Raw genomic sequence first — 12019 nt, 5'->3', positions numbered from 1 at the left:
CGGAAAAAAATAACAACCTATGTAGAGATAGGTTGCTACGTGTGCTTGTTATTCGCTGTCTTCTCTTTCAAACGAAAGCAGGCCCGCGTCAATTTCTTCTAAAGCTTTGCCTACATATTTGTGAGAAATGGTATGTTCAATCTGCTGGTCTTTTTTGATCTGCATTTCACGCGCGCGTCTTGCAGACACAGTCACCAAAGTGTATTTAGAATCTAATTTATTCATTAAAGAGTCAATTGACGGATCTAACATAAGTTATTCTACCTCCAGCATTTTCTTATATCTCGGAGCAACGCGTTCACGCTTTAAGTGCTCGGCGAGAACAATTGCGTTAATTTTATCACAAGCCGTTTGGATATTGTCGTTTTCCACGACATAATCATACGCGTCCATCATTTCGATTTCAGCTTTGGCGGCCTTCATTCTGTTTTCAATTAAATCGTCTGTTTCTGTCCCTCTTGTCACGATTCTGTTTTTCAGCTCAGAAAGACTCGGCGGCGCTAAGAAGATAAACAGGCCTTCCGGAAATGCATTCCGCACTTGGAGCGCGCCCTGCACTTCAATCTCTAAGAAGACGTCTTTTCCTTCTTGAAGCGTCTGTTCGACATAATCAACGGGCGTTCCGTAATAGTTGCCGACATATTCTGCCCATTCAAGCAGTTTGTTGTTTTCAATCATGCGTTCGAATTCATCTCTTGATTTAAAGAAATAATCGACGCCGTCGACTTCGCCCTCTCTCGGGTTTCTCGTCGTGACTGAAATTGAGTATTCAAATTTTGTATCTTCTTGTGAAAATATTGCTTGCCGAACCGTTCCTTTTCCAACTCCGGAGGGACCTGAGAGAACGATTAATAACCCTCTTTCTTTCATGCGGCAATTACCCCTGCCCTTCATCCATAATTTCTTCTTTCACAGAAAGTCTGTGTGCAACTGTCTCAGGCTGGACGGCAGATAGGATAATGTGATCACTATCCATGACGACAACTGCACGGGTTCTTCGTCCGTATGTAGCGTCTATTAGCATTCCGCGGTCTCTTGCATCCTGGATCATTCGCTTTATTGGCGCAGACTCCGGGCTGACAATCGAAATCATCCGATTGGCGGAGATGATATTGCCAAATCCGATATTAATCAGTTTAATCGTCATCTTCTACGTTCCCCCTGTAAAATAGACGTCTCTAGTGTAACCTGAAGAGACCGTCTGTAAACAATACGCACAGTCGCTATTCTATATTTTGCACTTGTTCCTTCAATTTTTCAATAGAACTTTTCATTTCCACGACAAGCTTTGTGATTTGATGATCATTGGCTTTTGAGCCGATCGTGTTCGCTTCGCGGTTAAGTTCCTGAACGAGGAAATCAAGTTTGCGGCCGACTGCACCGCCTTCTTTTAATATATCACGGAATTGAACAAAATGGCTCTTTAATCTGGTAATTTCTTCCGTTATATCAGAACGGTCGGCGAAAATGGCGCATTCCGTGATCAGCCTGCTTTCGTCAATCGCGTCCTCCGTCCATTCCTTCATTCGGGCGTAAAGACGCTCGCGGTAATGGGTAACAACGGCCGAAGCGCGGTCTTTCACCCGTTCGGACAGCGTCTCAAGCCGCTCAATGTGCAGAAAGCAGTCTTCCGCCAAAAGCCGGCCTTCTTTTTCCCTCATGTCACAAAGTTCCTTTACCGCCAGCTCAGCAGCCTCCCTGATGACTTCTTCAAGCTTGTCATCACGCATCTGCTCTTCATGAATCTGTGCAATGTGTTCAAAAGCAAAGAAATCCATTGCGTCGGGTTCAGCGGCCAGGCTGTAGCGATCTTTCATGACGCGGGCGGCGCTCACATATTCATCAAGGAGCTCCCAATCGATTTTCAGGCTTCTTTTTATGAGCGCGTCACTGTTTACAGTAAGAAACAGTTCTACTCTTCCGCGCTGTATATGCTGCAATATGATTTGTTTCAGCTTATCCTCTACATATAGCAAAGGCCTTGGCAGACGGGCGGTCACTTCTTTGAACCGGTAATTGACGGATTTCAACTCAACGGTTGCCGAAAGATCGCCTTTTGTGCTGCTTGCGCTGCCGAAGCCTGTCATACTCCGTATCATATGAAACACCCAATTCTTTCCCATTATCAAAATAAAAGGGCAATAGACATGCTATTACCCCTAAGATTATATCATATGGAATTATTTTTTTCTTGTCAAAAGTGAACCCGCCAGCAAAAAAGTAGGTATGCCCGACATGCCGAGAATCAGCATCCAATCGCCCGGCGTAATCGGCACAGTTTTGAAAATAGGCTGCAGCGGCGGATAATAGATGACGATGGCCATCAGGAAAACAGAAGAAACGATGGCGCCGAGCAGATAGATATTTTCAAACGGATTACGGGAGAAAACAGACGTTTCGCTCCGGCAGTCAAATACGTGTATAAGCTGAGCCAGAACAAGAGTCGCGAATGCGACGGTCTGTGCATACGGGAGATTTTCAGGGTTGCGGTGATACACGACGATAAACGCTAAAATGGTTGCGGCTCCGATTAAAAATCCTCTTGAGATGACTTTCCAGCCCAGTTTTCTCGCAAATACCCCTTCTTTCTGATGCCGCGGCTTCCGCCTCATCAGGTCATCTTCCGGCTGATCCATACCGAGCGCCATAGCCGGCAGCCCGTCAGTGACTAAGTTCACCCACAATATCTGAATCGGAACGAGCGGCAGCGGCAGAGCGAGAAGCATCGCAAACAGCATGACTAAAATCTCACCGACGTTGGAGGCGAGTAAATACCGGACGAATTTTCTTATATTTTCATAGATATTTCTCCCCTCTTTTATGGCTGATTTAATCGTAGCGAAGTTATCATCTACCAGAATGAGAGAGGACGCTTCCTTTGCCACATCCGTTCCCGTCACGCCCATGGCAACGCCGATATCAGCCTGCTTTATGGCCGGGGCGTCATTTACTCCGTCTCCTGTCATGGCGACGACGTGTCCGTTTTCCTGAAACGCTTTGACGATTTTCAATTTGTGTTCAGGTGATACGCGTGCGAATACGTAAATATCATCGACCGTTTCCGTAAGCTCTTTTTCAGAAAGCTTATTCAGCGTTTTTCCGTCCATCACACGCCCTTTTTTCGGAAGAAGCCGCAAATCTTTCGCGATCGCCTTTGCCGTTTCGACGTGATCACCGGTAATCATCACCGTTTTAATGCCTGCTTCACGGCATTCTTTAATGGCCTGTCTGACCTCCGGACGGGGCGGATCAATCATGCCGGACAGGCCGAGTATCGTCAGGTTCTTTTCCGCCTGCTCCATTGTCGGCTTTTCACCCGGATTTAACGGTTTATAAGCAATCGCGATCGTCCGGAGGGCTTGCGACGCCAGTTCTTTCAAGACCGCTTCTGTCTCAGCTTTCTTTTCTTCTGAAAATGGCGCACTTCTGCCGCCGTGCATCATATGTGACGAGCGGTCAATCAGCACATCAGGCGCTCCTTTGGTGATGACGAACCGCTTTTTTTCCTTATCTTCGGCGATGACGGTCATCATTTTGCGGACGGAGTCAAACGGAAACTCGGCAACAACCCGGTATTGTTCACTGAGCCAGTCGTTTGAATAGCCGCCTTTTCTCGCAGCCGTCAGCAGCGCTCCTTCTGTCGGATCGCCGTCAAGCACATAATGGCCGTCTTTCAGTTCAATTTCGGACGTATTGCATAATGCGCCGAAAACCAGCATCTGTTCAAGCATCTTCTCATCTTTCGGCTTGATTTCCCGCTCATCGCGTGTAAAAACTCCCGCCGGCTCATAGCCGATACCTGACACTTTAAATGTTTTTCCCCCTGACCACATATGGGTGACGGTCATTTTGTTTTGTGTCAGCGTGCCGGTTTTATCAGAACAAATGACAGAGGCGCAGCCCAATGTTTCAACTGCCGGGAGCTTTCTGACAATTGATTTTTGTTTGATCATGCGCTGAACGCCGATTGATAATGCCACCGTAACAATGGCGGGAAGCCCTTCCGGAATCGCGGCGACGGCCAATGACACCCCGGCCAAAAACATGCTGTAAAGCTCATGTCCCTGTAAGACGCCGACTGCAACGACCAATACCGTCAAAAGCAGCGCGACGATAATCAAGATTTTGCCGAGCTCTTCAAGTCTTCGCTGCAGCGGTGTTGAAAGGTTGCCGGCGGATTCCAGCATATCGGCGATTTTCCCCATTGCCGTATTCATTCCTGTACCGACGACGACGCCGACACCGCTGCCGCGTGTTACGATCGTCCCCATAAACGCCATATTGTTGATATCGCCTAAAGAAACATCCGGCTTTCTCAGCTTATCAGCTTGTTTGACAACCGGGATCGATTCCCCGGTCAGCGCCGATTCTTCGATTTCAAGGCTCTTCGCTTCAACGATCCGGACATCAGCGCCGATCCGGTCGCCGCTTGAAAATTTCACGATATCGCCGGGAACGAGCTCCTTGGACTGAATTTTCTTCCAGCTCCCGTCCCGCAATGCTGACACATACGGCGTTGACAACTCTTTTAATGCATGTAAAGACTTCTCCGCCCGTCTCTCCTGAAAAAAACCGAGCACCCCATTGACAAATACAATCGCCATAATCGCCACGGCATCTACATATTCGCCTAAAAACCCGGAAATTAAGGTTGCCACAAGCAGCACGAGCACCATAAAATCTTTAAATTGGGCGAAAAACACGACGATCGCCGGTGTCCTCTTGCCCTCCTGAAGCTCGTTCGGTCCGTGCTTTTCAAGGCGTTTTTTCACCTCTTTTTCGGTCAATCCCTGTTTAATGGACGTATTTGTTGCTTTCAGCAAATCGGTTTGACCCATTTCATGAAACTTCATTCTTCTCGTCCACTCCCCTGCCTCGCTTTAGAGATGTCACTCTGTAAACAAGCTTATTCTGACTCGTCCCTTTTCATGCTATAATTATCGAATGCAGGAAGAAGGAAAGGGTGTTTTATATGTCTTTTGATGGCATGTTTACATACGGAATGACACATGAATTAAACAGCCGGATCGCCGGAGGCCGGATTACGAGAGTCCATCAGCCTTTTAAGCACGATGTAATATTCCATATCCGCGCTAACGGAAAAAACCATAAATTATTATTATCGGCGCATCCGAGCTATTCACGGGTGCACGTGACAAACCAGGCCTATGAAAATCCGAGCGAGCCCCCGATGTTTTGTATGCTGCTCAGAAAGCATATAGAAGGCGGCTTTATTGAGAAAATAGAACAGGCCGGATTAGACCGGATTATGATATTCCGCATAAAAAGCAGAAATGAAATCGGCGACGAAACCATCAGAACACTGTATGTTGAAATTATGGGTCGCCACAGCAATATTATTCTCACTGACGGAGAAGGTGCCATCATTGACGGACTGAAGCATTTATCTCCGTCAATGAACAGCTACCGGACCGTTCTGCCGGGCTATGATTACAAACTCCCTCCCGCTCAGGAAAAAATTTCGCCGCTTGCTGCGGATGAAGAGGACATTTTGCGTCATCTCAGTTTTCAGGAAGGGCGGCTTGACCAGCAGATCGTCAGACATTTCTCCGGGGTTTCTCCGCTGTTTGCAAAAGAAGCCGTTCACAGAGCGGGCCTCGCTAACAAAATAACGCTGCCGAAGACGCTGACAGAGATGTTCCGCAGCGTGAAGGACTGCAGGTTTACACCGAACATCACGACAGCAGGCGGAAAGGAATACTTTTATCTCCTGTCTCTCACGCATGTAAACGGAGAAGAGCGAACCTTTCAATCACTGAGTGAACTGTTAGACCGGTTTTATTTCGGAAAAGCAGAGCGCGACCGCGTTAAACAGCAGGCCCAGGATCTTGAGCGGTTTGTCGCAAATGAACGAAAAAAGAACGCCAACAAGATCAAAAAACTGGAAAAGACGCTGGACTACTCAGAGAACGCGAAAGAATTCCAGCTATACGGCGAGCTGCTGACGGCGAATTTGTATATGCTGAAAAAAGGCGACAAAGAAGCGAACGTCATCAATTACTATGATGAAGAGAGTCCGACGGTGACCATCCCTTTAAATCCGAACAAAACACCGTCCGAAAACGCGCAGATGTATTTTACAAAATATCAAAAAGCGAAGAATTCCGTTGAGGTTGTAAAAGAACAGATCCGCCTGGCCGAGGAGGAAATCGCTTATTTTGATCAGCTGATCCAGCAGCTTTCCTCCGCTTCCACAAAGGATATTCACGAAATAAGGGAGGAGCTTGTCGAAGGCAAATACCTGCGTCCGAAACAGCAAAGAGGACAGAAAAAACAGAAACAGCACGTTCCTGTTTTAGAGCAATATGAATCTTCGCAGGGATTGACGATCCTTGTCGGCAAAAATAATAAACAAAATGAGTACTTAACGACAAAAGCTGCCGCAAGGGATGATGTATGGTTCCACACGAAAGACATTCCAGGTTCCCACGTTGTGATTAAAAGCAGCGATCCGGATGAACAATCCATATTGGAAGCAGCTGCGATCGCCGCTTATTTTTCCAAGGCGAAAGATTCCGGCTCCGTACCGGTTGATTATACAAAAATCAGACATGTGAAAAAGCCAAACGGCGCAAAGCCCGGCTTCGTCACCTATGACAGCCAGCATACTGTATTTGTCACACCTGATGCCGATCTTGTCATACGGCTGAAAAAATAAACGCACCATCAAGCTGATACCGCACTCAGCTTGGTGGTGTTTTTTTATTACCTCATTTCTGAACATAAATGGAGACACTCTCTCAGCCGTCAGAACCGATCTTTAAAGGATGTGAACGGTTTCCCGTCAAGTAAAGATCGGCTTGGTCCTTTGTATCCGGACGGCGGTGACCCCCGTGTCAGCGTTCACATAAGCAAATTCTGAACGAAACAGCCCGCTTCCTTTTTTTGAATCATTTCTCCTCGTCTCGAAAGCAGCAAGACAGTCAGGAAAGCATAAAAAATACCCTGCCTAATGACAGACAAGGTATAGTTTTTATCGTCTTCTTCTTTTCTCAAACAATCGATCCACTTCTTCAGCCAAATCATCAGTAATCAAGGGCTCAATGTTTTCAGCCAGTCTTTTCGTATGTACCGGGCTTGCGCCGCTTGTTGATACTGATACTTCAATGCGTCCTTTGCGGATGATCTTCGGCATATACACTGTGCCCTGTTCAGCGTTGCTTACACAGTTGACCAGCTGCGTTTCAGAAGCGCTTGCGGCTATCTTCTGATTCACGCCTCGGTCATTTGTCGCGGCAATAATGAAAAAAGCGGGCGTGAGATCCTTCATCTCAATTTTCCGGGCAATCCAGCGGATGTGTCCTTCATCCGCAAGCTGTTTAATTTCAGGCAGGACATCGGGACTGATTACAGTAATCTCCGCGCCTTCCGGAAGCACTGTTTTCAGCCTTCTTAAGGCAACATTGCCCCCGCCCGCGATGACAATTCTTTTTCCGCTGAGATTAATGTGAAGAGGCAGCATACTGTCCCCCCTTAAAATCAAACTGCCCGCCGGGGTTTCGAACAGCCTCTGTCACACGGTTCAAAAACGCCTGCTTAATATGCGGGTGAAAACCTAAGTATGAAGCGAGATGCACATTTCGATTGACCGTCTGAAGCTTTTGGACTTCCCGTTGAATTTCAGTCATTAAAAGCCCTGTAAACAGAAGATACGGGACGATAAAAACGGGTGCTCCGCCATCTTCTTCAAGGCCTGCAAACACTTCTTTATAGTGGGGATCACAGGCTGTTAAAAAACAAGGGATGACTTCTTTAACAGGTGTGATCGCCTCAAGTTTTCCGGCAATCTCACTGACGGCATTTTTAACCGCCGGATCTGTGCTTCCTCTGCCGATCAGCACTACTTTCGCCTGCTCAATCGGCACTCCGGTGTCCTCAATGCGATGATGCACCGCTTTGACGACTTCATCATCCACTCCGATCGGGACACCGTATGTTACTTTTATATCGGGATGCCGGGCCGCTGCACGGGCGATTTCAGCCGGAATGTCATGCTTTGCGTGGGCAGCGGTCAAGAGCAACAGCGGCACAGCCGCGATATGAGTGGCGCCTTGTTTGACACATGCTTCAAAGCCCGCTTCAATAGACGGTTCCTGCAGTTCTAAAAAACAGATTTCCTGAATGGGAGCGTCAGCGTGCGGCATGCACCCTTTTAAAAACGCCGCCGATTCTGCCTGCGCTTTTTTCAGCCGGCTTCCGTGCCCGATGTATAAAATCGCCTGCTTCATTTACAACGCCTCGCTCAGATCCGGATTTTTCAGTTCAGATTCAAACCAGTCCAGCTTGCAGTGATAATTAACGACATCACCGATGACGATTAAGCTCGGATTTTTGATTTCTTCTTTTATCACTGTGTCTGAAAGTGTGCTGACGGTGCAGACGACTGTTTTTTGCCTGTCCGTCGTTCCCCAATGAATAAAGGCCGCCGGAGTGCCGCCGTCTCTGCCGTTTTCCAGCAGCATTCTTTCAATCTGCCGGATATTTTTAATCCCCATATAAATCACCAGCGTATCAATGCCCGTCGCCAGTGCTTTCCATTTTTCTTCAAAGTCGTCTTCTTGTTTATAATGCCCTGTAACAAATGCGACATTGGAGCTCGCCTCCCTGTGCGTCACGGGAATGCCGGCGTAAGCAGCTGCCGCGATTCCCGATGTAATGCCGGGAACGATCTCAAACGGAATGGCGTTTTGCGCGAGAGCCTCCGCTTCTTCGCCCCCGCGGCCAAAAACAAACGGGTCGCCCCCCTTGAGCCTGACCACGGTTTTTCCCTTTTTCGCATACTTCACAAGGAAACGGTTGATCGTATCCTGCTTCATAATATGAAAATCCGGGAGCTTTCCGCAGTAAATCAGATCCGCTTCTTCTCTTGCATACTGTAAAATCTCTTTGTTTACCAATCTGTCATATAGTATAACGTCCGCTTTCTGTATGGCTTTCATTGCCTTGACCGTTAATAAGTCCGGATCTCCCGGACCGGCTCCAACGATAAATACTTTCCCCATAGCATGTCTCCCCGATCCGTTTTGACATCTTCACAGAACAGCCGCGAGGCCGCACCTCAGCTATTTTACCATATCCCGCCATTAGGGAGGATATCCGGCTGATTGCGCGGCCTTTTCGGACTTATTATGCTAAGCTGTTTTTCACAAAATCAATCAGTCTGCCGGTGCATTCTTCGCGTTCATATTTTCCTGAATCAAGTACGAGCTCAGGCGCATTCGGCTCTTCATACGGTGAGTCGATTCCCGTAAAGAACGGAATTTCGCCGTTTCTGGCTTTTTTATACAAACCTTTCGGATCGCGCTTTTCACATATATCGAGGTCGCATTTCACATAGATTTCATTAAATTCGCCTTCTGCCACGAGCTCTCTCACCTGATCTCTGTCCTCACGGAACGGAGAAATAAAGGCCGTAATGACGATGGTGCCCTGCTGAACGAAAAGCTTTGCCACTTCCCCGATTCGGCGTATATTTTCCTTGCGGTCATCATCAGAAAATCCTAAGTCCTTGTTTAAGCCGTGACGGATGTTATCTCCATCAAGCACAATGACTTGATAGCCCTGTTCAAACAGCTCGCGGGCTGCGGCGTTTGCAATCGTAGATTTCCCTGAACCGCTTAAACCCGTCAGCCAGAGGATAGAGCTTTTATGCTTGTTTTTCTGCTGGTATTCTTCTTTCGTTATTGAGGCTTCATGCCATACGATATCACGATTTGTCACTCTTTTTTCCTCCTTAAGAAACGCCTGCTTCTTCTTTCGTTTTAAGCCCTTTAATCAGCACATCGACAACTTCAGGACGGCTGAATTCCGCCGGCGGCATGACGCCGCTTCGCAGCATTTCTCTGACCTTTGTTCCCGACAGAATGACGTGGTCTTCTCTGTCATGCGGACATGTTTTGGCCGTTCCCATGTTGCCGCATTTTTGGCAGAAGAAGCTGTGCTCGAATTTCATCGGTGTAATCCCGAGCTCATCCGCTGTAAATTGATCAAACAGCTCTTGCGCTTCGTATGTGCCGTAGTAATCACCGACGCCGGCATGATCGCGGCCGACGATAAAATGCGTGCATCCGTAGTTTTTGCGGACAAGCGCGTGGAAAATGGCTTCTCTCGGTCCCGCGTACCGCATTGCCGCCAAAAATACGCCGAGGAAAACGCGGTCTTTCGGATAATAATGATCGAGCAGCACCTGATAGCTTTCCATTCTGACATCCGCCGGAATGTCATCTGATTTTGTTTCACCGACGAGCGGGTTCAAAAACAGGCCGTCAACCGTCTCAAGCGCGGTTTTCTGGATATATTCGTGAGCGCGGTGAACCGGATTTCTCGTTTGGAAACCGACGATGGTTTTCCAGCCTTTTTCTTCAAAGCTTCGTCTCGTTTCAGCAGGTTCAAATGTAAACTCAGGAAACTGCTTTGACGCTTTTTTAATTAACGTGATCGGCCCGCCGACATACGTATCGCCGCGTGAAAATAGTTTTTTCACTCCTGGATGAGCGTCATCATCGGTTTTATATACGTGAACGGCTTCTTTTTGTTTATCCGGCGTATAAATATCTTCGATGTCCACTGCGCCGTATGTTTCTCCGCCGTAAGTCAGTTTTACGGTGTCTCCGACAGCAAGCTCAGCCGCTTTTTCTGAATCGACCGGAAGCGTAATCGGCAAAGACCAGACGGCCCCGGATGCCAGACGCATATTTTCAACGACTGACACGTAATCTTTTTCTGTGAAAAATCCTTCAATCGGGCTGTAGGCACCGATTCCGATCAGCTCTAAATCAGCAAACGAAATCAAATCCAGCTCAATTTCTTTTTGGACGGATGTAAGATCATACTGCTCATTCACCCGATTAACTAATGTTCCTCCGTGCGGTGCTAGACTCATAGTACATTTTCCTCCCAGTTAACAGATAAATAAACTCAGATTAATAGTTAAATGCCCCCGCCTTGTTCATGGACAGAGCGTTTCTCTTTTCGGATGGCTTTCATCAGACTGGCGGCTCCGCCAGCTGCCAAAAGCACGCTGGCCATCATAAAGATGGAATAGTAATCTCCTTTTAACAGCAGAGAGACAAGCAGATACGAAATCGACAGTGACAAAAACGGCGAGACGACCCATACTTTGAGCATCGTTTTCACGACTTCTTTATGAAAAACGTTCGGCCCGTTTTTGGCCATTCCGATACCGATGATTGATGATGATGTCACCTGCGCCAAAGGAACCGGCAGACCGAACACGGAACTGATAATGACAAGCCCGGCCCCGGTTCCGGAAAGCAGTATGCCTTCGCCGGCGGAAAATCTCGTAATCTTTTTCCCGTTGGTTTCAAGCACTCTGCGTCCTAAAAGCAGAGCGCCGAGAGCGACAAAGATGCCTCCGTACAGCGTCCCTTTGGACACGCTGAGCACGCCGGCCGCAACTAAAGGCCCTACCGCATTTGCGACGTTGTTCATTCCGGCTGAAAAAGCTTCCCAAAACCCCGCAATAAGCAGGACAACCCCAAAACCTTCTGTTTCCGGCTCGAAATGACTCGAATATTCAGAGAACTGGATACCTTCGATACGAGAAACGTGAAACAGAACGCGACAAACGGAACGAGCACCCAAAAAATCACGATGACCAAAAGATGCTGCAGAAACAATACTTTGTACGCGACGCCGACACCGACAATCGCCCCGACAGTGACCTCACTCGTCGACAGCGGAATGCCGAGCACATTCGCCGTGAATAACGATAGCGCCGCCGCTCCGATTATAATGCAGACAATGGTGAGCGTAATGGTATGTTCGGGAATGATTCCGCCGCTGATCGTCTTAACGACTTCTCCGCCGCCGATAACCGCCCCTGACAGAACGCCGGCCGCGCAGATGATCAGCGCATACGTTTTCTTTTTAACGGCGCCGGACCCGTAAGCGACTCCCATTGAAGCCGCGGCTCCGCTGGCTCCGATATTCATGGCGAAAAACAGGCAGAATAAAATAGCGGCTAATTCCATTGTGC

General features: G+C 47.9%; 11 protein-coding genes and 1 pseudogene. 1 reads left to right on the top strand and 11 read right to left on the bottom strand.

From position 1 onward, the window contains the following. Positions 1-48: 48 nt before the first annotated feature. The 5 genes from rpoZ to AADZ70_RS03775 all read right to left on the bottom strand — a co-directional run bounded on the left by rpoZ (position 49) and on the right by AADZ70_RS03775 (position 4853). Entirely contained in the window at positions 49-252 is a 204-nt protein-coding gene (gene rpoZ, locus AADZ70_RS03795) for a DNA-directed RNA polymerase subunit omega (RefSeq protein ID WP_003154346.1), read from the bottom strand. Between the two features lie 3 nt (positions 253-255). Next, entirely contained in the window at positions 256-870 is a 615-nt protein-coding gene (gmk, locus tag AADZ70_RS03790; protein WP_016936166.1) for a guanylate kinase, read from the bottom strand. A 7-nt stretch (positions 871-877) separates the two neighbouring features. Then, the gene (gene remA / locus AADZ70_RS03785; protein WP_003154355.1) at positions 878-1147 is read right to left on the bottom strand and encodes an extracellular matrix/biofilm regulator RemA; all 270 of its coding nucleotides are present in this window, start codon (positions 1145-1147) and stop codon (positions 878-880) included. Positions 1148-1223: 76 nt separating this feature from the next. Further along, positions 1224-2099, bottom strand: a complete 876-nt coding sequence (locus AADZ70_RS03780; RefSeq protein WP_029575206.1) for a YicC/YloC family endoribonuclease — start codon at positions 2097-2099, stop codon at positions 1224-1226. 81 nt (positions 2100-2180) lie between these two features. Continuing rightward, positions 2181-4853: a calcium-translocating P-type ATPase, SERCA-type gene (locus AADZ70_RS03775; protein WP_064778889.1), complete on the bottom strand. Its 2673-nt coding sequence runs from the start codon at positions 4851-4853 to the stop codon at positions 2181-2183. A 119-nt stretch (positions 4854-4972) separates the two neighbouring features. Between AADZ70_RS03775 and AADZ70_RS03770 the strand changes: the two genes are divergently transcribed. Continuing rightward, positions 4973-6679, top strand: a complete 1707-nt coding sequence (locus AADZ70_RS03770) for an NFACT RNA binding domain-containing protein (protein ID WP_342007740.1) — start codon at positions 4973-4975, stop codon at positions 6677-6679. 315 nt (positions 6680-6994) lie between these two features. Here the strand turns inward: AADZ70_RS03770 and AADZ70_RS03765 are convergent, their stop codons facing one another. The 6 genes and pseudogenes from AADZ70_RS03765 to AADZ70_RS03740 all read right to left on the bottom strand — a co-directional run bounded on the left by AADZ70_RS03765 (position 6995) and on the right by AADZ70_RS03740 (position 12014). Beyond that, positions 6995-7483 carry a bifunctional precorrin-2 dehydrogenase/sirohydrochlorin ferrochelatase gene (locus AADZ70_RS03765; protein ID WP_342007739.1) on the bottom strand — a complete coding sequence of 163 codons (489 nt, stop codon included), beginning with the start codon at positions 7481-7483 and terminating at the stop codon, positions 6995-6997. Beyond that, on the bottom strand, positions 7464-8249 hold the full coding sequence (locus AADZ70_RS03760; RefSeq protein WP_016936172.1) for a sirohydrochlorin chelatase: 786 nt from the start codon (positions 8247-8249) through the stop codon (positions 7464-7466). Before AADZ70_RS03760 ends, AADZ70_RS03765 begins: the two co-directional genes overlap by 20 nt. Then, entirely contained in the window at positions 8250-9023 is a 774-nt protein-coding gene (gene cobA, locus AADZ70_RS03755) for a uroporphyrinogen-III C-methyltransferase (RefSeq protein WP_016936173.1), read from the bottom strand. It lies immediately after the preceding gene. 124 nt (positions 9024-9147) lie between these two features. Next, on the bottom strand, positions 9148-9741 hold the full coding sequence (gene cysC, locus AADZ70_RS03750; RefSeq protein WP_342007738.1) for an adenylyl-sulfate kinase: 594 nt from the start codon (positions 9739-9741) through the stop codon (positions 9148-9150). Between the two features lie 13 nt (positions 9742-9754). Next, positions 9755-10903: a sulfate adenylyltransferase gene (sat, locus tag AADZ70_RS03745; protein ID WP_016936175.1), complete on the bottom strand. Its 1149-nt coding sequence runs from the start codon at positions 10901-10903 to the stop codon at positions 9755-9757. Positions 10904-10950: 47 nt separating this feature from the next. Next, positions 10951-12014, bottom strand: a pseudogene (locus AADZ70_RS03740) (inorganic phosphate transporter). Positions 12015-12019 lie beyond the last annotated feature (5 nt).

The sequence above is a fragment of the Bacillus sp. YBsi01 genome, assembly GCF_038406745.1.
Lineage (GTDB): Bacteria > Bacillota > Bacilli > Bacillales > Bacillaceae > Bacillus > Bacillus siamensis.
The sequence above is the reverse complement of the archived record's forward strand: the minus strand, read 5'-3'. Positions and strand labels throughout refer to the sequence as shown.

What these genes read in the sequence shown, in the direction of transcription:
- rpoZ (WP_003154346.1), bottom strand. Translation starts at nt 252, where the DNA reads ATGTTAGATCCGTCAATTGACTCTTTAATGAATAAATTAGATTCTAAA.
- AADZ70_RS03760 (WP_016936172.1), bottom strand. Translation starts at nt 8,249, where the DNA reads ATGAAGCAGGCGATTTTATACATCGGGCACGGAAGCCGGCTGAAAAAA.
- cobA (WP_016936173.1), bottom strand. Translation starts at nt 9,023, where the DNA reads ATGGGGAAAGTATTTATCGTTGGAGCCGGTCCGGGAGATCCGGACTTA.
- gmk (WP_016936166.1), bottom strand. Translation starts at nt 870, where the DNA reads ATGAAAGAAAGAGGGTTATTAATCGTTCTCTCAGGTCCCTCCGGAGTT.
- remA (WP_003154355.1), bottom strand. Translation starts at nt 1,147, where the DNA reads ATGACGATTAAACTGATTAATATCGGATTTGGCAATATCATCTCCGCC.
- AADZ70_RS03775 (WP_064778889.1), bottom strand. Translation starts at nt 4,853, where the DNA reads ATGAAGTTTCATGAAATGGGTCAAACCGATTTGCTGAAAGCAACAAAT.
- AADZ70_RS03765 (WP_342007739.1), bottom strand. Translation starts at nt 7,483, where the DNA reads ATGCTGCCTCTTCACATTAATCTCAGCGGAAAAAGAATTGTCATCGCG.
- AADZ70_RS03780 (WP_029575206.1), bottom strand. Translation starts at nt 2,099, where the DNA reads ATGATACGGAGTATGACAGGCTTCGGCAGCGCAAGCAGCACAAAAGGC.
- AADZ70_RS03770 (WP_342007740.1), top strand. Translation starts at nt 4,973, where the DNA reads ATGTCTTTTGATGGCATGTTTACATACGGAATGACACATGAATTAAAC.
- sat (WP_016936175.1), bottom strand. Translation starts at nt 10,903, where the DNA reads ATGAGTCTAGCACCGCACGGAGGAACATTAGTTAATCGGGTGAATGAG.